General features: G+C 36.1%; 21 protein-coding genes and 1 other RNA gene. 9 read left to right on the top strand and 13 right to left on the bottom strand.

The features are described from left to right. Window positions 1-5: 5 nt before the first annotated feature. Entirely contained in the window at window positions 6-257 is a 252-nt protein-coding gene (locus tag QZ136_RS06195) for a DUF1456 family protein (protein ID WP_291401510.1), read from the top strand. Between the two features lie 499 nt (window positions 258-756). Here QZ136_RS06195 and QZ136_RS06200 read toward each other — a convergent pair whose 3' ends face one another. From QZ136_RS06200 to QZ136_RS06210, 3 genes are all read right to left on the bottom strand, one after another. Beyond that, on the bottom strand, window positions 757-1,365 hold the full coding sequence (locus tag QZ136_RS06200; RefSeq protein WP_291401512.1) for a hypothetical protein: 609 nt from the start codon (window positions 1,363-1,365) through the stop codon (window positions 757-759). Between the two features lie 61 nt (window positions 1,366-1,426). Further along, entirely contained in the window at window positions 1,427-2,023 is a 597-nt protein-coding gene (locus tag QZ136_RS06205) for a hypothetical protein (protein WP_291401514.1), read from the bottom strand. A gap of 13 nt (window positions 2,024-2,036) precedes the next feature. Beyond that, complete coding sequence (locus tag QZ136_RS06210) at window positions 2,037-3,422, bottom strand: hypothetical protein (protein ID WP_291401516.1); 1,386 nt, start codon at window positions 3,420-3,422, stop codon at window positions 2,037-2,039. A 413-nt stretch (window positions 3,423-3,835) separates the two neighbouring features. Here QZ136_RS06210 and QZ136_RS06215 point away from each other — a divergent pair, with 413 nt between their 5' ends. The 3 genes from QZ136_RS06215 to QZ136_RS06225 all read left to right on the top strand — a co-directional run bounded on the left by QZ136_RS06215 (window position 3,836) and on the right by QZ136_RS06225 (window position 6,579). After that, on the top strand, window positions 3,836-5,128 hold the full coding sequence (locus QZ136_RS06215; RefSeq protein ID WP_291401518.1) for a DUF5690 family protein: 1,293 nt from the start codon (window positions 3,836-3,838) through the stop codon (window positions 5,126-5,128). Window positions 5,129-5,145: 17 nt separating this feature from the next. Next, complete coding sequence (locus QZ136_RS06220; protein ID WP_291401520.1) at window positions 5,146-6,246, top strand: phosphotransferase; 1,101 nt, start codon at window positions 5,146-5,148, stop codon at window positions 6,244-6,246. A 144-nt stretch (window positions 6,247-6,390) separates the two neighbouring features. Next, window positions 6,391-6,579, top strand: a complete 189-nt coding sequence (locus tag QZ136_RS06225) for a cold-shock protein (RefSeq protein ID WP_079703939.1) — start codon at window positions 6,391-6,393, stop codon at window positions 6,577-6,579. A gap of 80 nt (window positions 6,580-6,659) precedes the next feature. Here QZ136_RS06225 and clpB read toward each other — a convergent pair whose 3' ends face one another. The 3 genes from clpB to pyrE all read right to left on the bottom strand — a co-directional run bounded on the left by clpB (window position 6,660) and on the right by pyrE (window position 10,548). Further along, window positions 6,660-9,257, bottom strand: coding sequence for an ATP-dependent chaperone ClpB (gene clpB / locus QZ136_RS06230; RefSeq protein ID WP_291401525.1), 2,598 nt, complete (start codon window positions 9,255-9,257; stop codon window positions 6,660-6,662). A gap of 231 nt (window positions 9,258-9,488) precedes the next feature. Further along, window positions 9,489-9,890, bottom strand: a complete 402-nt coding sequence (locus QZ136_RS06235) for an SRPBCC family protein (RefSeq protein ID WP_291401528.1) — start codon at window positions 9,888-9,890, stop codon at window positions 9,489-9,491. A 16-nt stretch (window positions 9,891-9,906) separates the two neighbouring features. Beyond that, on the bottom strand, window positions 9,907-10,548 hold the full coding sequence (gene pyrE, locus QZ136_RS06240) for an orotate phosphoribosyltransferase (RefSeq protein WP_291401531.1): 642 nt from the start codon (window positions 10,546-10,548) through the stop codon (window positions 9,907-9,909). Between pyrE and QZ136_RS06245 the strand changes: the two genes are divergently transcribed. Next, complete coding sequence (locus QZ136_RS06245; RefSeq protein ID WP_291401533.1) at window positions 10,547-11,155, top strand: NUDIX domain-containing protein; 609 nt, start codon at window positions 10,547-10,549, stop codon at window positions 11,153-11,155. The two genes, pyrE and QZ136_RS06245, sit on opposite strands and share 2 nt — an antisense overlap. Window positions 11,156-11,158: 3 nt before the next feature. Here QZ136_RS06245 and coaD read toward each other — a convergent pair whose 3' ends face one another. From coaD to QZ136_RS06260, 3 genes are all read right to left on the bottom strand, one after another. Continuing rightward, a complete protein-coding gene (gene coaD, locus QZ136_RS06250) occupies window positions 11,159-11,620 on the bottom strand; it encodes a pantetheine-phosphate adenylyltransferase (protein WP_291401535.1) in 462 nt (153 codons plus the stop codon). A 115-nt stretch (window positions 11,621-11,735) separates the two neighbouring features. After that, a complete protein-coding gene (locus QZ136_RS06255) occupies window positions 11,736-12,275 on the bottom strand; it encodes an RsmD family RNA methyltransferase (protein ID WP_291401537.1) in 540 nt (179 codons plus the stop codon). Next, the gene (locus tag QZ136_RS06260; protein ID WP_291401539.1) at window positions 12,266-13,165 is read right to left on the bottom strand and encodes a DUF3822 family protein; all 900 of its coding nucleotides are present in this window, start codon (window positions 13,163-13,165) and stop codon (window positions 12,266-12,268) included. Before QZ136_RS06260 ends, QZ136_RS06255 begins: the two co-directional genes overlap by 10 nt. 72 nt (window positions 13,166-13,237) lie before the next feature. Here QZ136_RS06260 and QZ136_RS06265 point away from each other — a divergent pair, with 72 nt between their 5' ends. Beyond that, a complete protein-coding gene (locus QZ136_RS06265; protein WP_291401541.1) occupies window positions 13,238-14,656 on the top strand; it encodes an AAA family ATPase in 1,419 nt (472 codons plus the stop codon). Window positions 14,657-14,728: 72 nt separating this feature from the next. Here the strand turns inward: QZ136_RS06265 and QZ136_RS06270 are convergent, their stop codons facing one another. After that, the gene (locus QZ136_RS06270; protein ID WP_291401543.1) at window positions 14,729-16,249 is read right to left on the bottom strand and encodes an arylsulfatase; all 1,521 of its coding nucleotides are present in this window, start codon (window positions 16,247-16,249) and stop codon (window positions 14,729-14,731) included. Window positions 16,250-16,389: 140 nt separating this feature from the next. On the opposite strand from QZ136_RS06270, the gene QZ136_RS06275 reads away from it, so the two are divergent. Further along, entirely contained in the window at window positions 16,390-17,943 is a 1,554-nt protein-coding gene (locus QZ136_RS06275; protein ID WP_291401545.1) for a sulfatase, read from the top strand. Window positions 17,944-17,949: 6 nt separating this feature from the next. On the opposite strand, the gene QZ136_RS06280 is transcribed toward QZ136_RS06275, so the two are convergent. Beyond that, window positions 17,950-18,441, bottom strand: a complete 492-nt coding sequence (locus tag QZ136_RS06280; protein WP_291401547.1) for a cupin domain-containing protein — start codon at window positions 18,439-18,441, stop codon at window positions 17,950-17,952. A 265-nt stretch (window positions 18,442-18,706) separates the two neighbouring features. Between QZ136_RS06280 and QZ136_RS06285 the strand changes: the two genes are divergently transcribed. Then, window positions 18,707-19,831: a hypothetical protein gene (locus QZ136_RS06285; protein WP_291401549.1), complete on the top strand. Its 1,125-nt coding sequence runs from the start codon at window positions 18,707-18,709 to the stop codon at window positions 19,829-19,831. A gap of 188 nt (window positions 19,832-20,019) precedes the next feature. On the opposite strand, the gene ssrA is transcribed toward QZ136_RS06285, so the two are convergent. Both ssrA and QZ136_RS06295 read right to left on the bottom strand, forming a co-directional pair. Continuing rightward, window positions 20,020-20,388, bottom strand: a transfer-messenger RNA (tmRNA) gene (ssrA, locus tag QZ136_RS06290). A gap of 49 nt (window positions 20,389-20,437) precedes the next feature. Next, the gene (locus tag QZ136_RS06295) at window positions 20,438-21,637 is read right to left on the bottom strand and encodes a pyridoxal phosphate-dependent aminotransferase (protein ID WP_291401551.1); all 1,200 of its coding nucleotides are present in this window, start codon (window positions 21,635-21,637) and stop codon (window positions 20,438-20,440) included. Between the two features lie 338 nt (window positions 21,638-21,975). On the opposite strand from QZ136_RS06295, the gene QZ136_RS06300 reads away from it, so the two are divergent. Continuing rightward, window positions 21,976-24,393 (top strand): alpha-ketoacid dehydrogenase subunit alpha/beta, encoded by a 2,418-nt coding sequence (locus tag QZ136_RS06300; RefSeq protein WP_291401553.1) that lies wholly within the window; start codon window positions 21,976-21,978, stop codon window positions 24,391-24,393. The last annotated feature ends 246 nt before the right edge of the window (window positions 24,394-24,639 follow it).

Consider the following 24,639-nt stretch of genomic DNA (forward strand, 5'->3'; position numbering starts at 1 on the left):
TAGAAATGAGCAATAACGATATCATGAAAAAGCTTCGCGTAGCGCTAAAGCTTAACGATCAGGAAATCATTGAAATCCTTAAATTAGTCGATTTTTCGATTACCAGAACCGAATTGGGTGCGATATTTAGAAATAAGGAGCATGAAAATTTTAAGCCTTGTGGTGATCAGATTTTGAGAAATTTTTTAAATGGGCTGATAATTTATAAACGGGGACCGAAGCCTGTTGTGGAGCAAGGAATAAGGAGCAAGGAATAAAGAGCAAGGAATAAAGAGCAAGGATTAAGGAGCAAATTGATCCACTAGCTATAGTTGATTAAATTTTGAACGCGGAATGCGGTTTTAACGAAGGTCCCTCACCTGCGGAAGGGCAGGTTTCGGGATGACATGGTTTTTTAAACGCCATGCACCTGTCATCCCGAACGATTGAGGCAAATTTTGTGCTAAATTTAGGCGTTACGCATGTCCCCCTTAAGAGGGGGTAGGGGGAGGAAACGCGTTATAAGCATTTGTATCGTCCTTAAAATTTAATTTTTAATTTAATCCTGTAATGCATTTACAATTAATTTATTGTCCTGCAATGCATTTACAATTTTATGAGTTTGGAGACTCCAATTATTTGCTAATTCTTAGCGATCGCTGCGCTAAAATTACAACAGCCTTTCTGTTGTAACAGGAAATCAATTTTTGTAATCGATGGAAACTCTTCAGACAGTGAGATTTTAAAGTAAAACACACCAATTAGGGGCCTTTAAGCTTAATTATTTTCTTTTTGATTGGAAGTTTCCATTTCTAATTTAACTTTTAATAAATCCTCATAAATAATTGTTGGAGTTATTCGCCAAAAATTACTTTCTTCTAATAAGGGTAATATTTCTGGCTTCATGCTTACCAATTTAGTTGTCATAAGCTCTTTTTCAATTTTTTCCAATTGGTTTAGCGTCAATATGGAATTTTGTTCTGTAAAAAAACTTACCTCTAATGTATTTCCGTTGATATCGGTTTTAATATCTATCATCAAACCTGCGTATTTTATACCTGCTGCAAGGGTTTCAATTTGTTGTTTGCTTATGTGATTGGCACATATCCTGCTAAGTTTGACCACATCAATAACAATGTCTGGTTTGGTCAATATTTGGCCGTGTAGTCTAGGAGAGTTCTGCTTTATATTGGTAAACCTATTATTGATGTTTTCAATATCAATGTATTTGGTAGTTTTTTTAATTTGATAGTTAAGATTAAGGGCTTTATTTATGGATCCATCTTTTAGTTCAGCTATTGGTGTTTGAGCAAAGCATGAACTATACAGTAATGCAAATAAACCATTAACCCAAATAGTTTTTGTAATTGATAAATACGTTTGCATAACCTTTTAACTTAATGATGTTAAACGCCCCAGATAGGGGCGTTTAATTTTAATTAGTTTCTCATGGTTTAGAGGCTTCCATTTCAACTTTAACTTTTAATAAATCCTCATAATAAAATTTAGGTCTTATTTGCCAAAAATTACTTCCTTCTAATAAGGGTAATATTTCTGGCTTCATGCTTATCAATTTAGTTGTCATAAGCTCGTTTTCAATTTTTTCTAATTGGTTTAGAGTCAATATAGAGTTTTGCTCTGTAAAAAATCCTATTTCTAATGTATTGCCGTAAATATCGGTTCTGATAATAATTCTTAAACCAGTATATTTAGTACCTACTGTAAGTATCTCTAATTGTTTAGTGCTAATATGTTTGGCGCAAATTTTACTAATTTTTTCCATATCAATAACAATATCTGGTTTAGTCAGTACTTGGCCGTATAGCCCAGGAGAGTTTGGCTTTATATTGGTAAATTTATTATTGATATTATCAATTTCTATATATTTAATAGTTTTTTTAATTTGATAACTATAATTAAGTGCTTTATTAATCGAACCATCTTTTAGGTCAGTTAATTTGGTTTGCGCAAAGCCTAAAAGCTGCATTAAAACTAAAGTAGCGGTTATTAGTAAACACTTGGTGTTTGAATTAATCTTTTTCATACGAATTATTATTTTAATGTTCGAAATTACAGTTTGAATTTGTGAATATTGAAAAGAGTGCATCTGGTCTAAGGTTATAATTGATTGCTCCTCTACGATTATAAGGTCCATTTTGGTAAAATTGCTCTAAGAAATAATTATACTTACCCTTAAGATCCGAAAATTGTAGAGGTTTAATAGTGAAGTTATTTGTTATACTCTTAATCCATGTTTCATACTCATCTTGTAATTGAGTGGAAACACCATTTCCCATTGCTGATGTAGGAAAGCCTCCATTTATAATATCCTTAAACAGCGCCTGCTCAAACTCTAAATTTGGGTTGCCTGTGTAAGAGTATTGACTAGTACCACCTGGGTAATGAGCATCTTGGTAAACATGAAAAAATTCATGTCCAAATAAAGAGGAGCTACTTAAAGTAAATTCATTTGGTAATAATATATTCTTTTGGCTAGGTCTATATGCGCCATTATCCGTTATTGTGGGGTCTAAGCAAACTCCTATTTTTATTCCTGATGATTCAATCTTTTTGTATATGAAATTTCGTAAACATTTCCAGTATTCATTATTCCCTTCGTAAAGATATTGATTAAAGGTATTGTTTAACATAGTATTTTGAGGATCTGTCAAGCAATCATTCTTCGGTTTCATTATTTTTTTTAGACTATCAGTAGGGCATTTATCAATTCCGGTTTTACCTCCAATACATTGTTGGCATTCGGTGCTAAATATCGCTGTGCCTCCTGGAAAACCTGCGCAATCTATTTTGTCACTATATTCGTAAGGACCTATGCCATTGTAACCACTAACTGCCCCGAAATTATATTCGAAATCCTCATAATTGGGTTCGTTATAATCATCTATCGTTATGCAATTGGTTCTAGTATAGCCTATAACTTCAACATCATATAGTCCATTTTCATCCCGTCTAATATCAACATAAGTATAATCAACTTTATAGCAGAGGACTGAATTTCTCATACTTGCTTTCCGAAAAAAAACATTCGTTTCCTGCATAAGTGCTATATTTCCGTTTTGGTTAAAAGCAAAAGCATGTTTTGGTTTCCCGTTCCATTCATGCACAGAAATGATACCCACAAATTTATCATTCTTTTTTTCTCCCATTGGTGCCAAGCTGACCCATTCTGCCTGCATATTTTTATTCTTGTCTTTGTAAATAAGCAGGTAGCTTGATTTTTGGAGATCACGAAAAGTTTTCTCGCCCTCTGCCTTTATACCTTGTGGTTTCTCGTATTTTATGGGTACCACCAAGGCATCGCCTAGACTTATCTTTACCATCTTGGCTTGATCCCAAAGTGGTGTTTTATTACCCTCTGGGCCAGGCTGGCTTGGCATTGTGCTCAATACCTCATCTTCAAAAAAGCTTCGCGCTTCAATCATAAAGGCAGGTTGACTTTGAACGGTGTTTTCTGCTTTATCCTTCCGACAACTGTATAGAAAGAGGAAAACAGTAAAGATTCCAGTGAAGATTAATCCTAGATTAATCTTTTTAATTGGGGGGGGGTATATTTCATAACCATGAATTTATTTATTCTCTAATTTATAAATAAATATCAAAATAAGAAATATGTTTAATTTGAAAAATAATATATAATTACTCAATACTAATTTTGGGCAAAGAATATGGAGCAAGGACAAAACTTTAGCTAGTACACCAGTATCTCAGATGTCGTTAGCCTAACCACCTAACCACCTAACCATCTAACCACCTAACCAACTAACCACCTAATTATTTCCACATTCTCATTCCTTTTATTACCTTCAATTAATTTTTTTTCAATGAGGGTTTTTTAATGAGTTTTTTTAAGTCCAATTCTAATGGAGAAACCTCATTTCGAGTAGGTTTATACGCTGCAATTACTGTTTTTCTGACCTATACTATGGTTTTTGGTTTCCGAAAATCATTCACAGTTGCAACTTTCGATGGTATTACCATTGCTGGATACAGCTATAAAACAATTCTGGTAATTAGTCAGATGTTGGGTTATATGCTAGCCAAATTCTATGGCATCAAATTTATTTCTGAGCTAAAAAGACATGGTAGAGGTAAGATTATCATCTTGCTTACTCTTATTTCATGGCTCAGCTGGTTGTTTTTTGCACTTGTTCCAGCTCCTTACAATATTGCTTTTCTTTTCATTAATGGATTCCCATTAGGGATGCTTTGGGGCGTAGTTTTTTCCTATGTTGAGGGAAGACGAAGTACCGATTTTATTGGCGCTACCCTTGCAGTAAGCTTTATTTTTGCCTCCGGTTTCGTGAAAACAGTGGGAGGATGGTTGATGTTGAATTTTGGAATTACAGAGTTTTGGGTGCCATTTTATACGGGACTCGTTTTTGTGGGTCCCTTGTTGTTTTTTGTCTTTTTGATAGAGAAAATTCCGCCTCCAAGTGAAGAAGATATCGCTAGCCGAATGGATAGGGTGCCCATGTTAGCTGAAGACCGTAAGAAGTTTACAAGGCTTTTCCTTCCGGGATTAGTAGCATGTATTCTCATTTATGCTTTTGCCACTATTTTTAGGGATATGCGAGATAATTTTAGTGCCGAAATGTGGAAAGAAATGGGCTTTTTTGATAAACCCGAACTTTTTGCCAAAACAGAAACACCAATAACGCTCATAATTCTCGTACTTATAGGAAGTATGGTTCTCATAAAAAATAGTTTTAAAGCGCTCATGCTTTCACATTTTTTTATTGGATTGGGATTTATTATTGCGGGACTTTCGTCTTACTTTTACATCAGTAATAGTTTATCACCTATTTGGTGGATGACTTTGGTAGGTTTAGGATTATATATGGTTTATATCCCTTTTAATTCGGTCTTTTTTGAACGTTTAATTGCGGCCTTTAAACATACAGGAAATGTAGGTTTCTTAATTTACCTTGCAGATTCGTTTGGTTATGTGGGTAGCGTAGGAGTGATGCTAAGCAAGGAAATATTTAAAGTGCAGCTTAATTGGGTCACTTTTTTCTCGAATAGCGTAATTTGGCTGTCGCTAGTCGGACTAGCACTAACACTTTTTTCTGCGATATATTTTTATACTAAATATGAGGCTTTAGTAAAAAATGCAGATTCTAGATTATAATTATTGATTTGCCTTGAATGAAAATGGAAATACAAAATAAGGAAGCGGTTTTAAATGAATATGGATTAAAGCCCGATACAGTGATTTTAAAACCCTTCGGTACTGGGCATATTAACTCAACGTTTTTGGTGTCGATTAAAAGTGCCAGCCAACAATTTATTTTACAAAGCATCAATATTAATGTTTTTAAGAAGCCTGATATCATCGCTCAAAACGTTAAGCTTGTAGGAGATTATTTAGCAGAACATTATCCAGATTATTTATTCATTAGTTCGATCCCAACGCTTTCAGGTCAGGAAATGGCACTTGTGGATGGAGTTTATTGGCGATTAACACAATTCGTAGCCAATTCAATTTCATTTGATACGTTAAGCGATCCAAATCAGGCTTATGAAGCGGCTATGCAATTCGGTAGATTAAATAAATTGCTTTCTGATTTTGACGTTTCACAATTGAAAGAGACTATACCGGGTTTTCACGACCTCGGATTACGTTATGAGCAGTTTAGCGATGCATTAGCTTCTGCACCAGAGAATCTTAAAAAGAATGCAGGTAGGGAAATAGATCAGGCATTACATTATCGTTTTATCCTCGATTATTTTAACTCCTTTAAAGATTCAGCCGAATTTCCTGATCGGGCTATGCATCACGATACCAAAATTAGTAATATGCTCTTCGATAAGGATAGTATGAAAGGTATATGTGTAATTGATTTAGATACTTTAATGGCAGGTAAATTTATTTCTGATTTAGGAGATATGATGCGAACCTACCTTTGTGCCTTTTCTGAAAATGAACCAGATACCAGCAAAATCACCATCCGCATAGAATATTTTGAGGCCATTGTTAAAGGTTATTTACATGAAATGGGATCCATGTTAAGTCCCGTAGAAAAAGAACTCATACTTTTCTCAGGTAAGTATTTGATCTATATGCAAGCCATAAGATTTTTAAGCGATTACCTCAATGGAAGTATCTATTACCCGATATCTTACCCGGAGCAAAATCTTGATCGGACTAAAAATCAATTCAAATTATTGTCCGAATTATTCGATAATGAAAAAATACTGGTCGATATTGTGAACAAATGTTTGAATGAGCATGATTTAGATGCCTAGCGACTAATTATTTGATAATCTGTTAATTAGCTTTCTCTTCCTAAGGTCATTTTTTTAATTTTATTGTTGTAACATATTGTTTTTCTCGATTTATTTCGCTATATTGCTTTAAACATAAAAATTAAAAAAACTAAAAACTAATCAATGGAAACCGGTACAGTAAAATTTTTCAATGAATCCAAAGGATTCGGATTTATTACCCAAGAGGATGGCAAAGAAATTTTTGTTCATGTAAGTGGATTAAAGCAGGATATAAGACAAAATGATAAAGTTGAGTTTGAGGTTGAGGAAGGTAAAAAAGGTCTTAGTGCAGTAAATGTAAGACTTGCATAATTTTGTATTAAATTAAATCCTAAAGAGAAGCCGTGTTGAAATAATCAACACGGCTTCTTTGTTTTAAAGGGCAATCATTTTTATTTTTCTAGGTTTAGGAAAACAAATTGATTATCGAATACATCCAGTTTAATTTTGCTGTCTTTATCAATTTTTCCTGCAAGGATTTCCTTTGATAACTCATTAAGAATTCGTTTTTGAATGACTCTTTTCAATGGGCGCGCACCAAACTGTGGGTCATAGCCTAATTGCGATAACCAATCTAATGCTTCATCGCTTGCATCGATCTCTATTCCCATCTCAGAAAGCGTATCTTGAACTCCTTTAAACTGTAGTGAAACAATATCCCTTAGTTCTGCACGATTTAATGGTGTGAACATAATCAGCTCATCAATTCTGTTTAAAAACTCAGGACGTATAGTTTGCTTTAAAAGCTCAAATAACTCTGTTTTAGTTTTGGCAATCACCTGATCTCTATTTATTTCAGTTAGATCCTTGAAATTGTCTTGTATTAAATGGGATCCAATATTAGAGGTCATGATGATAATGGTATTTTTAAAATCCACCAATCTGCCTTTATTATCAGTTAAGCGACCGTCATCTAACACTTGTAATAAAATATTAAATACATCGGGATGTGCTTTTTCAATTTCATCAAGTAAAATAACTGAATAAGGTTTTCTACGCACGGCCTCTGTTAATTGTCCGCCTTCATCATATCCCACATATCCTGGAGGCGCTCCAATGAGTCGCGAAACAGCATGACGCTCTTGATATTCGCTCATATCAATTCGAATCATGGCATGCTCATCATTAAATAGATATTCGGCTAGTGCCTTTGCAAGTTCCGTTTTACCCACTCCTGTTGTGCCTAGAAAGATGAATGAGCCAATGGGCTTACGTTTATCTTGTAGGCCAGCCCTAGAGCGTCTGATGGCATCAGAAATAGCTTCAATGGCTTCCTCTTGTCCAGCAACTCGTTTATGCAGTTCGGCCTCCATGTGTAAAAGCTTCTCACGTTCACTTTGAATCATTTTAGTAACCGGTACACCAGTCCAGCGCGATACAATCCCAGCAATATCCTCAGCAGTAACCTCTTCTTTCAACATTCGGTTGCCGAGTTGGGTCTCAGCTAATTGTTTTTTGAGAAGTTCTACTTGATCTTGTGCTTGTTTAATTTTCCCATATCTCAATTCAGCTACTTTACCATAATCTCCGGCGCGCTCTGCTTGATCAGCCTCTAATTTAAAGTTTTCAATTTGCTCACCTTCATTGTTTATGGCATCCACAAGGTCTTTTTCTGCCTTCCAGCTTGCTTTTAAAGAATCGCGTTCGTTTGAAAGATTGGCAATTTCTTCAGAGAGTTCCTTGACTTTTTTCTCGTCATTCTCTCTTTTAATGGCCTCGCGTTCAATCTCGAGCTGCATAATTTTGCGGTTAAGCTCATCCACTACTTCTGGTACAGAATCCATTTCTAAACGTAGCTTAGATGCAGCCTCATCCATTAAGTCGATAGCCTTATCGGGAAGGAAACGATCTGAAATATACCTTTGCGATAATTCTACCGCTGCAATAATCGCCTCATCCTTAATCCTAACTTTATGATGTGTTTCGTAGCGTTCTTTTAATCCCCTAAGGATAGAGATTGCATCTTGCGTATTCGGCTCATCCACCATCACTTTCTGGAATCGACGTTCCAAAGCCTTATCTTTTTCGAAGTATTTTTGATACTCATTAAGAGTGGTTGCCCCAATAGCTCTTAACTCTCCACGGGCAAGAGCAGGTTTTAGAATGTTTGCGGCATCCATAGCTCCCTCACCACCGCCAGCACCAACAAGGGTGTGTATTTCATCAATAAATAGGATTATTTCTCCATCGCTTTGGGTTACTTCCTTGATCACGGCTTTCAGGCGTTCTTCAAATTCGCCCTTGTACTTTGCCCCAGCAATCAATGAACCCATGTCTAAAGAGAAAACGGTTTTCGATTTTAGGTTTTCGGGAACATCGCCCTGTATCACGCGGAAGGCAATACCTTCGGCGATGGCAGTCTTACCCACACCAGGTTCTCCAATTAAAATCGGATTGTTTTTGGTTCGGCGTGAGAGTATTTGAATTACCCGTCTAATTTCTTCATCACGACCAATTACTGGGTCGAGCTTGCCCGATTCGGCATATTCATTCAGGTTACGTGCATATTTGTTTAATGCATTATAAGTGGCTTCCGCATTCTGATCGGTCACACGGCTATTGCCTCTAAGCTCTTGGATAGCTTTTTTAAGATCCGACTCGTTCATGCCGGCATCCTTTAAAATTGAACTGACTTTATCGCCAGTAGCTAATAATCCCAATAGGATATGCTCTACCGACATAAACTCATCCTTGAATTCCTTAAGATAGCTCATCCCTTTTTGTAAGGCTGAGTTTGCCCCTGATGAAAGATAAATTTCACTTCCGCTAACTTTCGGAAAGCTTTGAATTTGTGCATCAACTACTTCTGTAATTCGATTAATATTGATGTTAAGCTTCTTAAAAAGATAGCTAATTACATTTTCATCAACATTTAACAATCCTTTAAGCAGGTGTGCAGTCTCAATAGCTTGTTGCTGATTGCCACTCGCTATTTCTGAAGCCTTTTGTACGGCTTCTTGTGCCTTGATGGTGAAGTTATTTAAATTCATAGTGATTAAAATCAAGCAAATTAGCTGCCATTTGTGTTTAAGTCCGTAGAACTGCAATTTCGTCAGGCAAAATATTTTTTACATGACTAATTGTCTGATTTTCAAATTTTTATCCTGAATATTTGTCCCATTTTATTGACAAACAAAGCTTCATAATGTTTGTTAATTGGCTAAAAAACAAAAAACTCCTGAGTTTTAGTTCAGGAGTTTTTTACTGGAAATATTTTTTGCTTAAACCGAAAGGATATCCTTTAGGGTATTTGTTTGATGGTCGACAAGTTTTTGTAGCGGACCAGCAACAATCATTTTCATCATCATGTTTAAATCCGCTGAAATGGCGTGTGTTGCTTCGGTCTGACCATCCCCAGCGTCATTAAGTGTCCATTTTAGCTCTAAGGTAAAGGGCACTTCTTCAGTTGGGGTGGCAATAATCTCTTTATTTTCTATAATTGAAGAGATTTTAATGGCAAGTTTAGCCATATTTTGAATGGTAAATCTAGCTTCATCTTTTGTTGACGACCAATTATAAATATTTTCGGGCATCAGTTGTTGATGATTATTTAGGTCGGATAGAAATTCAAAAACCTCATGTACAGGTTTGTTGATTAAGACCTTACTTTCTATGATTGTCATAAAATTAATTTAGGATTTATTTTCCCCAAGCTTCTGGGTTTTCACGCCATTTTCTTAGGATATTTAAGTCTTCGGCAGATACAAAATTATGTTCGGCAGCATACTCAATTAGGGCAGTATAATTAGATAAAGTTAAAAATCTGCATTTCGCATTTTTAAAATTCTCATCCGCTGCATCAAAGCCATAATTAAAGATACCTACTAGTCCCGCAACCTCACAACCAGCCTCTCTTAAGGCCTGCACGGCTTGTAAGCTGCTTTTACCTGTCGAAATAAGGTCTTCTATTACCACAACACGTTGCCCTGGAGTAAATTCACCTTCAATTAAGTTACCAGTACCATGTTCTTTCGCTTTTGCTCTAACATAGATAAATGGTAAACCTAATTCTTGTGCAACTAATGCGCCCTGAGGGATTCCCGCTGTAGCTACTCCTGCAATTACTGAAACAGATCCAAACTCCTCTTGAATTAAGGTAGAAAGTTGCTGTCTAATATAGGTTCGGATAGATGGATGTGATAAAGTGATGCGGTTATCGCAGTATATTGGAGATTTCCAGCCCGAAGCCCATGTAAATGGCTTAGTAGGTTGTAATTTAATTGCTTTAATTTGTAGCAGAAATTCGGCTACTTTTTGTTCAACTTCACTCTTATTAATCATGGCACAAATTTATAAAATTTATATCAACCAAGCAGTTTTAATCATTACAGAATCTGTACCAAAAAATATCACTGATTATCAAGTACTTAGCCTCAATGATTTTAATTTTCCTGAATTTTACGACCATGCCAAGCTTCTAGAAAGTCCCAAAATATTTTTTCTTTTATCTCCACAGTTCAAGCCCATCTTTAAAAGTATCAAGCGTTCTATGATTACTATAAAAGCTGCGGGTGGGATTGTGAAAAATGAATTAAATCAATGTTTATTTATTTTCAGAATAGGTAAATGGGATCTTCCAAAGGGTAAAATTGAAAAGGATGAAAATTCAAGAGTCGCGGCTATACGCGAGGTTGAAGAAGAATGTGGAATCAAGATCGAGTCAAGCGGTGAAAAAATTTGCAATACCTACCATATTTATGAGATGAATGGAGCTAGGGTGATTAAAAAAACGGCTTGGTATTGGATGAAATCGAATAAGCAGGAAAAATTAATTCCCCAATTAGAGGAAGGAATTACGGATGTTCGTTGGATATCGAAAGCTGATTTATCTTTAGTTCAAGAAAACACCTATCCTTTAATTAAAGATTTATTGCAGGTAATTGACTAACTATTAAAGTAAATCGACAGCCTCTTTAGGGATAAATTGGCTTACATCACCATTATTACGCATAATATCACGCACAATTGTTGAGCTTATGGAGGAGTAACCGGGCTTACTCACAATAAAAATGCTTTCGATATCAGGTGCGAGCGCATGATTCATTTGGGCAATTGCTTTTTCATATTCAAAATCTGAAACGGTACGTATGCCTCTAATCATGTACTTAGCGTCTATTTTTTTACAAAATTCGACAGTCAGTCCCTCATAAGTCTTCACCTCAACCTTAGGCTCATCTGCAAAAACGGCTCTTAATATTTCTTTACGTTTCTCTAGATTTAAATAGGCTGGTTTGGTACTGTTTAAGCCAATTCCAATCACAACCTTATCAAATAGTGGTAATGAGCGTTTTAATATATCAACATGTGCTTTAGTAACTGGATCAAATGATCCTGGAAAAAGTGCGATTTTCATGGCTTTGATTTAAAAAATATTATTTTGATCTGATAGATTGCAAGGCATAGCGCCATATTGTCAATCTCCATTAAAATTTTACAAAATTAAAATTAATTGATGATATCTAGATAATTTACTGAGTCTCCCCGAAAAAGCTAAATGAGGAAGAGCCATATTTCCGCTGCTCAATAAATAGAGGATGATTATCTATCTTTTTCATGCTTGGATGCTCAATTATTAAATAGCCATTTTCTTTTAACAGGTTTTTCTCAAGTACTTTAGTAGCAATGAGGTTCATTTGTGGAAGATCGTAGGGAGGATCAGCAAAAATTATGTCAAATTGCTCTGTTTCTAATTCTAAATATTTGAAAACATCCGATTTAAATGGCTTAATATTAGTTAGTTCGTATTGTTTGATTAGCGATTTTAAATAGTTGATACATCCAAAATCTCTGTCTACCGAATAAATTTCCGGAACGCCACGCGAAGCAAATTCCATCGTGATATTTCCTGTCCCACTAAACAGATCTAAAACTTTTAAATTATCGAAATCAAACTGATTATTGAGAATATTAAATAGGGCTTCCTTCGCTTGGTCTGTTGTTGGTCTAACAGGAAGATTAGCTGGAGGATTTAAGCGTTGACCTTTTAATTTCCCACCTATTATTCGCATTGGTCGAGTGAAATTAGCGGGAAAAAGTGATGTCTTAATACCTCATTAAATTTTTCAGGATGTCTTACAATTAGTTCAGCATCAGCAAATTGAATATCTCCAAAATATTTTTCTATGCGTTGATAAGACTCATCTCCTTTTACTACTTTTCCTGAAAGCATCATTGAACAATCTTGAACATTTATTTTGAGTGTCTCAATACAATTTAGAAGGAAATAGTTCAATTCATCGGCATTCATACAATCGAAAATATTGTAGAAGGCTAATTTAGAATGTTCTAAATGAGCTATTTGGATATGTTTTTGGTGGATATCAATAATTAAAGCCGATTTTTCACCTTTTTGGTAGTTTTTTATTATTCCCTGAATAAATGCATTTGCCTGATTTAAAATGATGGCTTCCCCGAAAATGTTTTTCAGCTTTAGATGTAAATCAGAGTTTATTTTAAATACATTTTGAATGTTTGCCGCCGCAATTGGTTTAGCTAAAACATCATTAGCATGCGTACTTTCAATGTATTTAGCATATTCGTATAAGTCTGCCACTACAAATAATTCTTGTGGAATAAAAGTAAATAGGTAGCTATCAAATGAAATTTTAACCTTGTTGAAAGGATATTTGAATTCTTTATTACACTCTGGCAGACTTTCAATGGCTTCGATAAGAGATTTTGGGCTCGATGTGCCATCTAGTTCATATTCAACGAGTGCTTTGAGTTCATCTCTAACTTTATCAATAATTGCATATTGAATAGATTCAAAGCCTAAATGTATCAATAGATCGCATTTAGCGGCATTTTGAGATTGAAACTCATCGTCAATTAAGTGCAGTAATTTATTCATCGATAACAAAAGTATAGTTTCTCTGAGATATTTTTCTAATTCTTTCAATTTGCAAATTATTTATTTGAATACATGCATTTCTTTAAAGAATTTTAAGCTAAGAATTTGCAATTTGCAGCAATGAATTTCCACAAGCTACTTGAACAAAATTTCGGAAATATTCCTACTTCCCAACAGAGTGAGGTGTTTTCTTTATTGGAAAAGTTTGTGCTTTCAAGCAATGTGGACTCTTGTTTTGTGCTTAAAGGTTATGCAGGTACAGGAAAGACAACACTCATTAGCGCTCTTGTAAAAGTCTTACCTCAAGTTAAGCTAAAATCGGTTTTACTGGCCCCTACTGGGCGAGCCGCCAAGGTTATCAGCAATTATTCTGGTCGCAAGGCATTTACCATCCACAAAAAAATATATCGTAAAAAAGTAGCTGCTAGTCCGGAAATGAATTTTGTCCTCGGTGAAAATCTCATGGAAAATACTCTTTTCATCGTTGATGAGGCCTCCATGATCTCCGATCAAGTTCATGATTATAGCCGACATAGCCTTTTACAAGATCTTATAAGCTATGTTTACAATAGCAAAAATTGCAAACTAATGCTTGTAGGAGATACGGCACAGCTTCCTCCTGTAGGCTCTGCGACTAGTCCCGCACTAGAAAAAAATCTACTTAATTCTCAGTTTGGTTTAGAAGTATTTAGCTATGAATTGACTGATGTTGTCCGTCAGGAGAAGCAATCGGGTATTTTATTCAATGCGACTGCAATTAGGGAGTTGATTCGTAAAGAAAAGGAGGTTTTTCCTAAATTTAAGACTAGAGGCTACAAAGATATTTTCAGAATGACTGGAGAACGATTGGTGGAGGGCCTAAACTATGCTTATGACAAATATGGGATGGAAAATTCCATTGTAATTTGTCGCTCCAATAAGAATGCCAATGCTTATAATCAAAATATTCGGAACCGTATTTTGTATCGAGAGGAGGAAATAACGGGAGGAGATCACATCATGATTGTCCGAAATAACTATTTCTGGCTCAAACCCGAAGATGGGAGCGGTGATTTTATTGCCAATGGTGATATTGCTCGGATACGAAAGGTGAGAAGGGTAGAGGAGCAATATGGTTTCCGTTTTGCTGAAGTTGTTATCGAATTACTTGATTATCCCGATCAAGAACCTTTGAGCTGCAAAGTTTTAATGGATACTCTATATTGTGAAACCCCAAGTCTGTCGAGTACCGATTCTAAACGCTTGTATGAGGCTGTATTAGAGGATTATATGCATATTGAGAATAAGAAAATGCGTATGGATGAAATGAAGAAAGATCCCTATTATAATGCACTCCAAATAAAATTTGCCTTTGCTGTAACTTGTCATAAGGCTCAGGGAGGGCAATGGCCTGCTGTTTTTATCGATCAGGGTTATCTTACGGATGAGATGCTTAATACAGAATTTTTAAGATGGCTTTATACTGGCGTAACCCGATCTTCATCTGAATTGTTTTTGGTCAATTTTAGCGATCAATTTTTTGCTGATAACACTAAATAATATACTAAAAAAAATGCTTAATTCCAAATCTTTTATAAAATGGAATTAAGCATCTGATAATGAGATTATTGCTTATTTTCTTGAAATTTTCGGATCAATAAACTCCCAATCTAAAATATGTGGATGAACATGCTCTCTTTTAACGATGGCATTCATTTCAGCGATAATTTGCGGGTGTAATGAAGCGATATCAGTGCTTTCATTACGATCTTTCTCTAAATCAAATAATTGCCATTTAGCATCTGGTTTATTTCTCACATTTAGTTTAACACCCTTCCAATTTCCAATACGAACAGCTAGCTGACCGCCATTTTCAGGGTATTCAAAATAAAGAAAACCATGTTTTTGTTGATCTTTTGATTTGCCTAAAAGTTCGGGCAAAAGTGATATCCCATCGGTATTTGTGATTTTATTTCCAGTGATTTCAGCAAAGGTAGCCATGATATCAAACTGACCTGAAACATGGTCGCTAACTGTATTTGCTTTAATTTTATTTGGCCAACGAGCCAAGAAAGGAACCCGAATTCCACCTTCATAAAGATCCATTTTTAAGCCTCGTAATCCCGAAACACTATTAAAAAACTTAGAATCAACACCTGCCGAAAAAGTGGCTCCATTATCGCTTGAAAACATGATAATAGTGTTATTATCTAATCCTAATTCTTTTACTTTTCGCATCACCGCGCCAACTTGATCATCTAAATAGGTAATCATTGCTGCGTAGGTAGAAAGCGGGTATTTGCTAGGAGCATAGCCATTTTCTCCATAATAAGGCTTCTCATCAAACATGCCTATATACTTTTTTACATACTCTTCTGGGGCTTGTAAAGCTAAATGAGGCAATGGAAATGGTAGGTACAGGTAAAATGGGTTATTCTTGTTTTTATCTAAAAAGCCCAAGGCTTTTTGAGTCATTTTTGCTGGTGCATAATCCTTCCCAATAAATTTATTAAAATCTGCATCGGTAGCAGTTTTGGGGTCAATTTTACCATGAACCATGAATGAATGATTGTTTAAAGCATCCCATTTATCATTTTCCCATAAATGTGTAGGGTAGAAATTATGTGCTTGTTTTTGATCGAGGTATCCATAATAGTAATCGAAACCATGTTTCAGTGGACTCCCAGTGGTATTGGTAACACCCATACCCCATTTACCTATTAGTCCGGTGCTATAACCTCTTTCTTTCAGCATTTTAGCCACAGTATAAGCACCTTCATGTAAAGGCATTTGTCCGCCTTCCAAGCTATCCGCAAAGCCTCCCAATTCATAATTACCCCTGATATAAGAGTGTCCCGAATGCTTGCCGGTCATTAAAATACTTCTTGATGGGGCACAAACAGGAGCGCCACTATAATGCTGGGTAAAGCGCATGCCCTCTTTTGCTAATTGATCTAAATTTGGTGTTTTTATCTTTGTTTGTCCGTAGCTTCCTAATTCGCCATAACCTAAATCATCGGCATAGATATAAATGATATTGGGCTTTGAATTTGATTTTTGTGCGATGGAGTTAAATGGGATGATGAATAGAAGGAGGATTTTTCCACTCATGAACATCCATTTTTTTAGAGTAAAGCTATTTGATGTCAACATTTTTTAATTTTTATTAAAAATTCAACTGCAATATAAATAAATCGCTTAAAATATCATCATAGGCATTGAATAATCGTTTAAAATTATATTTATTTTAATTTTTTTCTTATTTTCACTAATTAGTTAAATGCATTTAATTTATGAGAAAAATTGGTTTTGTTTTAGTTTTTGGACTTGTCTTATTCGGATTTGGCCCGACTTTTTCGCAGGAAAACAAGAAAAATATCATTGTTTTTTTAGTGGATGATATGGGTTGGCAAGATACATCCGTTCCATTTTGGGATAAAAGAACAGCATTTAATGATCTCTACCGTACTCCCAATATGGAGCGATTGGCAAAAAGAGGAATGAAATTTAGTAATGCTTATGCTAATCCAGTTTGTACTCCAACTAGGGTGAGTTTAGCTACTGGAATGAATGAAGCAAGGCATAGAATTACCAATTGGACTAATGTTAAAAAAGATACCCCAACTGATTATCCAGATAGTCTCTTAAGTCCACCAAACTGGAATCACAATGGTTTGAGTACTGTGCCAGGAATTGCAAATTCAGTTGTAGCTACGCCATTGCCAATGCTGTTGAAGCAAGCAGGATATTTCAATATTCATTGTGGGAAGGCACATTTTTCTCCTTACGGAACTCCAGCTTCCAATCCAATTAACATTGGTTTTGACGTAAATATTGCGGGTTCGGCAGCTGGGCATCCAGGAAGCTTTTTAGCTAAAGATTCTTACCGAAGCAATCCAAATGATACCTTGTGGGCAGTCCGCGGATTAGATAAATACATTGCACAAGGATTAAACCTCACTGAAGCCTTAACCAGAGAGGCAATTGCCACTTTGGAGGCTAATAAAAATAATGGAAAGCCCTTTTTTCTGCACATGTCTCATTATGCAGTCCACATTCCTTTGAGTAAGGATGATCGTTTTTACCAATATTATATTGATAAAGGTGTTTCCGATACGGAAGCTCGCTATGCAGCCCTAGTTGAGGGTATGGATAAAAGCTTGGGCGATTTAATGGATTACCTTGACAAAGAGGGAATTGCTGATGATACCTATATTTTATTCTTATCAGACAATGGAGGATTAAGTTTGACGCCACAAAGAGGAGGCATTGCTCATACTCAAAATCTTCCTCTAAGACAGGGAAAAGGTTCACTTTATGAAGGTGGAATCCGTATTCCGATGCTAGTTGCTGGTCCCGGTATTGCCCCATCAAGCACCACAAAACAATATGTTGGGATTGATGATATTTTCCCGACCTTAATGGAATTTGCAGGACAAAAAAAATATAAAACTATTCAAACAGTTGATGGGAAAAGCATGGTTCCATTTTTAAAGGATGCAAACAAAATGGATTCTGAGAAGGTGCTTTTATGGCATTATCCAAATAACTGGACTACCGTAAATTTAAAGGGAATATCATGGGGTACAGCCTTGCGTAAAGGGAATTGGAAGCTCATTTATTTCCATAAATATCAAACTTTGGAGCTTTATGATTTGAACAATGATATTGGGGAGGAAAAAGATTTGGCAGCTAAATATCCTGAAAAGGTGAAGGAGTTGGCAGATTTAATGACCAAGGAGCTAAAATCTAAAAATGCTTTAATGCCTAGCTTTAAAAAGGATGGAAAACAGGTTCCATGGCCTGATGAACAATATAAACTAATGAATTTCTCGGCTACTAAATAAAAGCTTTTATTGGCGACACAGACGTTTAATTAATTCGATATTTTTAGGATATTCAGCTTTTAATTTATCCGCGAAGGCGAGTTCAAAGTCATTGAAATCAAAGCCAGGGGCTACAGTACAACCTACAAATGAGTATTGGCCCTTGCTTTCGGAGGCAAACCATGCTCCGGCTGGGACTATGGCTTGGTAAACTTCACCATTGGCGCTATCCCGACCTAGTTTAATGAGTTCATATTCACCATTAAGATGAAGAACATGAACATGTAAGCTATCACCTTCATAAAAATGCCAGCATTCGTCGCTTTTGATGCGGTGAAAAGCTGAAAAAAGATCTTTTAACAGAAGAAAATAGATAGCGGTGCTAAAAGAACGCGGACCAGAAAAATGCTCTGGTAATGCCGTATGGGGGATATTTTCAGCTGATCTATAGGTTTCTTTAAAATATCCACCCTCAGGATGTGGCGCTAATTGGTATTGCTTGATAAGGTTTTCGATCATGAGGGTGTTTTTTGCAAAAATGGGAATAAATATGAATTTGAGTATGAAATAACATAAAAATACCATCAATATGCAAATTGGAGGTTTTTTGTTGAACCTGTATTGGACAATTTTTTATAATTAATATGAATTAACTAATTACTTATTATAACAATACTATAAAATACATATCCAGTTTAAAATCATTAGGTAGCATAAACCATAACAATTCATAAATGCTAATATTTATTTTTGTTATATTCAACCTTGAAATAGAATTAAACTGATGCTTAAAAAGATACTACCTGCTATTGCTCTTTTACTTTTGTCCCAACAAATATTTGGACAAGGGTGTGTTGCTGTAAGACATTTTGGTTCCTGTTCAGCTAATTTAACTCATAACTCTTTTGAAAAAGGAGATATACAAGCTGGCTTAAACTATCGTTATTTTAAATCATTTAGACATTTTAGGGGTACTCATGAAGAAGCTGATCGCTTAACAAGCGGTACAGAAGTAATAAATCATTCCCATAATTGGGAATATTCAGTAAGTTATTGGTTGTCAGGAAAAACCAATTTGGCTATTGGGATTCCTACACAAATTAATACCCGATCTTCATTATATGAGCATGGAAGGACTCAGAGGCATAAAACGTTCTCAAGAGGTTTAGGAGATATTAGATTTGGAATACAACAATGGCTTATGGATCCAGGTAAAAGATCATGGAATATTCAATTAGGCTCATCTCTAAAAATTCCTACAGGTGATTATAATGCATCAGATATTTTTTACAATGTAGGTGTAAATGGAAATCCGGAAGTAAGGCCTGTAGATCAATCTATTCAATTAGGAGATGGAGGTTTTGGTATTATTATGGAAACTCAAATGTATGTTAAACTAAACGAAAAACTTTATCTAACAACGGGTGCTTTTTACTTATTGAATCCCAAAGAAACTAATGGTATCAGAACTTTTAGGGAAAAACTTAATCCAATACTTGCTAATGAGTCAATAACGTCTGTTCCTGATCAATTTTCTAGCAGAATCGCGGTAAATTTTTCTCCAAATGCAAGTTCCAATATCTCGATTGGTGGCCGTTATGAAGGTGTTCCTGTTCATGATATTTTTGGGGGTAGTGCAGGTTTTAGGCGGCCTGGAAATATACTTTCCTTAGAACCGGCTTATTCTTATATGAAAAATAATTGGACAGTAAATTTTGGACTACCCATAGCTGTAAGAAGAAATCGGCCTCAAAGTTATACCGATTTAGAATATCAAAATAAAACGGGTGTATTTAGAAACGGTGATGCAGCTTTTGCTGATTACGTTGTAAATTTTGGCATACAATACACTTTCAAAAAAAGATCTAAAGCACTAATCTTACCCCAATCTGAGATTCCTAAACTTTAATTATAGAAAATTTTAGAATTAAAGTTTTGGATTTGAAAACAAGACTGTACTAATTATATTTTTATATTTCAGAAATGTACTCCTATACTTTATGAAATAAATAATCAATTGAGATATTGTATGAAAATAAAACTCGGCCAGGATTTTACCCTGGCCGAGCGCTTATTCTTTTGAGCCTTTTAGCTCTTTCGTGGACCCGGAGAGATTCGAACTCTCGTCCAAACATGGGACAAATTATGCTTTCTACGTGCTTAGCTGTTGTTTAATTGTCGGGAAGGGGAAGGTCAACCGCTTACCTATACCTTCTTCCTTAGCTGTCTTGTCTTACCGAGTTATCACAACATTAAGCTCTGGCCAGTCCTGTTTTTCGATGCTCCTGATGTCAGACTACAGAACAGAATCTGACGGAACAAAAGCTTGCTAAATTCTAAATTAAGCAGCTAAGGCGTAGTTATTTTCGCCAATTGTGGTTTGAAAGTTCAGATTTAAGCGCTAATACTTACAATGCGCTGCATGCTTACATACCTATCTCCACCCTGTCAATTCCGGTCGGGCCCGATTTAGATCATACAAAGATACGAAATATCAAACATATCTTCGGGAAAATCAGTCGACGCGCCCTGGATAAACCGCTAAAGCTTTCTCCAAGCATGTCATTGCTGCTTCCAAATCTTGTTTATTCAAAACGTATGCCAAACGTACTTCATTGTGTCCAGTTCCGGCAGTACTATAAAAACCCGTTGCAGGCGCCATCATCACTGTCTGATTGTCATAATCAAATTCTTCTAGCATCCATTGGCAGAATTTATCCGCATTATCAATTGGGAATTTCGCTACCACATAAAAAGCGCCACCCGGATTTGGACAAAATACACCTTCAATGCTGTTTAAACGATTTACCAAAGTATCACGACGCATCGTATATTCTTTGTTTACCTTCTCGAAATAGCTATCTGGGGTATCAACGGCTGCCGCTGCTGCGATTTGTTCAACCATACCCGGACTCAATCTCGCTTGTGCGAATTTTAATCCCGCAGCAATTACTTCTTTGTTCTTAGTAATCAAACAACCCAAACGAGCACCGCATGCGCTGTAGCGCTTAGAAACGGTATCCATCACGATAACATGTTGTTCTAAGCCTTCTAGGTGCATCGGAGAAATGAATTCTTTGCCATCGTAGCAGAATTCACGGTAGGCCTCATCCGAAAATAAAAACAGATTGTATTTTAAACAAAGCTCTTTAAGTGCTTCTAACTCTTTTCTTGAATATAAATAACCTGTCGGGTTATTAGGGTTACAAATGATGATTGCCTTGGTTTTTGGAGTGATTAATTTCTCAAATTCACTGATTTCGGGAAGGGCAAAACCATTTTCAATATGTGATAAAATTGGTTTAACTACCACATTACTCATGCAGGCAAAACCATTATAATTTGCATAAAATGGCTCAGGGATAATAATTTCATCGCCTTCATTTACACAAGCCTGCATAGCGATGGTAATTGCCTCAGAACCACCAACAGTAACTAAAATCTGTGATGGATCGATGTTATAGTTTAATTTATTGTAATATTCAGTCAGCTTGCTGCGATATGCCAAAGTGCCTTCAGATGGAGTATAAGCCCAAACATTAAAGTCGATATTTTTTATCGCATTTAACATGCCCTCAGGGGTTTCAATATCCGGCTGACCAATATTTAGATGATAAACCTTTTTACCTTCACTTTTAGCTTTATCAGCAAATGGAGTTAATTTTCGAATCGGGGAGGCGGGCATCTGCCGGCCTTTACTTGAAATTTCTGGCATGCAACAAAAATAAAAAAAACCTTATCGCTTAGATTATTTTTCTTGTTTTATTTTCAGAAATTATTTGCTGCTATTTATGCTTAGGTTTCTATTTTAAATCAATTTTTATTGAATTTCTGAAGTTAAAACATCCCTTTAAGAGTATAAATACTTAATATCTCTCATTTTTTGAAAATCCATATATTATTTTAATTGAACCTGTTTTTCAGGTTATTGATTCATTTATGGAAAGAACTAATTGCAATAATTTGGTAAAATACTTGTTAAGCAAACTATTATTTTGCTCTTGATTGATCAAAACATAAAGGCTTTTCTTATTTTTGTCCTTTAAGCAAAACATGAAAGAAAGCTCAGTGACAGATAATTTTTTGCCAGGACAGGAAGAATTAAGCTTTGAAGATTTCAGAAGCCTAATCATTAGTGATTATAAAATTGCTTATGAGAGTCGCCAGGCTAGTCTTTTAGGACGTAAAGAAGTTCTTACCGGCAAGGCCAAATTTGGAATCTTTGGGGATGGCAAAGAGGTGGCGCAGCTTGCAATGGCCAAAGCTTTTAAGGCCGGCGATTGGCGTTCAGGTTATTACCGAGATCAAACATTTATGCTTGCGTCAGGCATTTTAACGATGCCGCAATTTTTTGCTCAATTATATGCAAACACTGACCTTGATGCTGATCCAGGTTCTGGAGGTAGGCAAATGAATTGTCATTTTGCTACCCGTACGCTCGACGAGGACGGGAATTGGCTAGATCTTACAAAAACTAAAAATTCTTCGGCAGACATTTCACCTACTGGTGCACAAATGGGTCGTTTAGTAGGATTAGCATTAGCTTCAAAACTCTTTAGAAATAATCCAGACTTAGAATATTTAAAAAACTTCTCTGTCAATGGCGACGAAGTAGCATTTGGAACAATTGGTAATGCTTCCACTTCCGAAGGGATATTTTTTGAGTCAATAAATGCTGCAGGTGTACTCCAAGTTCCAATGGCTATTTCCATTTGGGATGATGGCTATGGTATTTCGGTTCCAGCTGAATATCAAACAACTAAACAAGATATTTCGGAAATTCTTAAGGGTTTCCAACGTGATGAAAAAGGTGAAGGCTATGAGATTTTCAAAGTAAGAGGTTGGGATTATCCAGCCTTGTGTGAGACATATGAAAAGGCCATTCGCATTTGTCGCGAGCAACATATTCCCGTAATGATTCATGTTACCGAAATGACACAGCCTCAGGGGCACTCTACTTCGGGATCGCATGAGCGTTATAAAGACAAGTCTAGAATTGCTTGGGAAAATGAGTTCGATTGTATGCTCCAAATGAGAAAATGGATGATTGAATCAGCCATTGCTACTGAGGAGGAATTGGATGAACTAGAAGCCGCAGCTAAAAATTATATTCGCGATTGTCAGAAACAAGCTTGGTTAGATTTTAATTCATCTATGAAGTCGGAGCTTGAAACTGTTCAGCAAATTATTCAAGGGACAAGCAATCAGGAGCTAATTGATCAGGTAAATGCGCTTAAAGCTAGTATTGATCCTTCCCGTAAGGATGTGTTTGGAATGCTTAGGCATGCTTTGCGTGTATTGAGGAATGATCAATCTGATGCTAAGAAAAACTTGCAAAATTGGTACGCTCAACAGCATGAATCTAATTTTGAACGATATAATTCGAAACTTTTCACTGAATCAGCAGAATCTCCACTTCATATTAAAGGAATAGCACCTGAATATGACGACGATACCAAATTGGTTGATGGAAGAGAGATTTTAAATGCTTGTTTTGATTCTAATTTTGCTCGTGATGCACGAATTCTTGCTTTTGGTGAGGATGTTGGCGCCATTGGTGATGTAAACCAAGGTTTCGCTGGTTTGCAGGCTAAGTATGGAAAAAAGAGAATTACTGATACTGGTATTCGGGAGATGACCATTATCGGACAAGGAATTGGCTTGGCTATGCGTGGTTTACGCCCGATTGCTGAAATTCAATATTTAGACTATCTACTTTTTGCTTTAAATATTCTGAGTGATGATTTGGCTACTTTGAGCTATCGCACAAGAGGAAGACAAAAAGCTCCTTTAATTGTCCGTACTCGTGGACACCGTTTAGAAGGAATCTGGCATTCAGGTTCGCCAATGGGCGTGATCATTAATTCATTGAGAGGGGTACATGTTTGTGTTCCTAGGAATATGACTCAAGCAGCAGGAATGTACAATACCCTGCTCAAAGGTGATGAACCTGCCTTAGTTATCGAATGTTTAAATGGCTATCGTTTGAAGGAAAAAATGCCTTCTAATATAGGTGAATTTAGGGTTGAGCTAGGCAAAGCTGAAATCATTCGTGAAGGTTCTGATATGACTATTATTTCTTATGGTTCAACACTAAGAATTGTAGAACAAGCCGCAGAAGAACTCGAAAAAATGGGTATTCATGTCGAAATTGTTGATCCACAGACCTTTTTACCATTCGATTTAGATAATATTTGTTCTCAATCATTGCGCAAAACCAATAAGCTCTTGGTGGTTGGTGAGGATGTTCCGGGTGGATCATCTGCATTTATCATGCAACAAGTTTTGGAAAAGCAAAATGGTTATCAGTATTTGGATGGTAAGCCTAGAACATTAACGGGTAAACCTCATCGTACACCTTACGGCTCTGATGGCGATTATTTTAGTAAACCTTCATTGGATGATGTGATAGAGATTGTTTACGAAATGATGAATGAAAGCGCTCCAGCGAAGTTTCCTGGTTTGTTTTAAGAGGTTTTTTAGGCTTCATGCTTGTCCCCCTCTAGAGGGGGTAGGGGGAGGATTGATAATTAATATTCCTGCTAACCAGCTTCCACCCCCTTTTATACCCCCGAGAGCGGGGGATACTAGACGCCTATTTCTCCTACTAAATAAGCTGGTGTATTTTTTTTATAGCACACTTCCAGAGGTCGTTGTGCATATGTCCCCCTCTAGAGGGGGTAGGGGGAGGATTGATAATTAATATTCCTGCTAACC

This window comes from Daejeonella sp. (genome assembly GCF_017495225.1).
Lineage (GTDB): Bacteria > Bacteroidota > Bacteroidia > Sphingobacteriales > Sphingobacteriaceae > Daejeonella.

Excerpts from the sequence above, each read along its gene's own strand:
- QZ136_RS06235 (WP_291401528.1), bottom strand. The coding sequence starts at position 9,890 with ATGACAATCATAGAAAGTAAGGTCTTAATCAACAAACCTGTACATGAG.
- QZ136_RS06195 (WP_291401510.1), top strand. The coding sequence starts at position 6 with ATGAGCAATAACGATATCATGAAAAAGCTTCGCGTAGCGCTAAAGCTT.
- coaD (WP_291401535.1), bottom strand. The coding sequence starts at position 11,620 with ATGAAAATCGCACTTTTTCCAGGATCATTTGATCCAGTTACTAAAGCA.
- QZ136_RS06280 (WP_291401547.1), bottom strand. The coding sequence starts at position 18,441 with ATGATCGAAAACCTTATCAAGCAATACCAATTAGCGCCACATCCTGAG.
- QZ136_RS06275 (WP_291401545.1), top strand. The coding sequence starts at position 16,390 with ATGAGAAAAATTGGTTTTGTTTTAGTTTTTGGACTTGTCTTATTCGGA.
- QZ136_RS06285 (WP_291401549.1), top strand. The coding sequence starts at position 18,707 with ATGCTTAAAAAGATACTACCTGCTATTGCTCTTTTACTTTTGTCCCAA.
- QZ136_RS06295 (WP_291401551.1), bottom strand. The coding sequence starts at position 21,637 with ATGCCAGAAATTTCAAGTAAAGGCCGGCAGATGCCCGCCTCCCCGATT.
- QZ136_RS06255 (WP_291401537.1), bottom strand. The coding sequence starts at position 12,275 with ATGCGAATAATAGGTGGGAAATTAAAAGGTCAACGCTTAAATCCTCCA.
- clpB (WP_291401525.1), bottom strand. The coding sequence starts at position 9,257 with ATGAATTTAAATAACTTCACCATCAAGGCACAAGAAGCCGTACAAAAG.
- QZ136_RS06270 (WP_291401543.1), bottom strand. The coding sequence starts at position 16,249 with ATGTTGACATCAAATAGCTTTACTCTAAAAAAATGGATGTTCATGAGT.
- QZ136_RS06220 (WP_291401520.1), top strand. The coding sequence starts at position 5,146 with ATGAAAATGGAAATACAAAATAAGGAAGCGGTTTTAAATGAATATGGA.
- QZ136_RS06265 (WP_291401541.1), top strand. The coding sequence starts at position 13,238 with ATGAATTTCCACAAGCTACTTGAACAAAATTTCGGAAATATTCCTACT.
- QZ136_RS06215 (WP_291401518.1), top strand. The coding sequence starts at position 3,836 with ATGAGTTTTTTTAAGTCCAATTCTAATGGAGAAACCTCATTTCGAGTA.
- QZ136_RS06245 (WP_291401533.1), top strand. The coding sequence starts at position 10,547 with ATGGCACAAATTTATAAAATTTATATCAACCAAGCAGTTTTAATCATT.
- QZ136_RS06205 (WP_291401514.1), bottom strand. The coding sequence starts at position 2,023 with ATGAAAAAGATTAATTCAAACACCAAGTGTTTACTAATAACCGCTACT.
- QZ136_RS06200 (WP_291401512.1), bottom strand. The coding sequence starts at position 1,365 with ATGCAAACGTATTTATCAATTACAAAAACTATTTGGGTTAATGGTTTA.
- QZ136_RS06210 (WP_291401516.1), bottom strand. The coding sequence starts at position 3,422 with ATGATTGAAGCGCGAAGCTTTTTTGAAGATGAGGTATTGAGCACAATG.
- QZ136_RS06300 (WP_291401553.1), top strand. The coding sequence starts at position 21,976 with ATGAAAGAAAGCTCAGTGACAGATAATTTTTTGCCAGGACAGGAAGAA.
- QZ136_RS06225 (WP_079703939.1), top strand. The coding sequence starts at position 6,391 with ATGGAAACCGGTACAGTAAAATTTTTCAATGAATCCAAAGGATTCGGA.
- pyrE (WP_291401531.1), bottom strand. The coding sequence starts at position 10,548 with ATGATTAATAAGAGTGAAGTTGAACAAAAAGTAGCCGAATTTCTGCTA.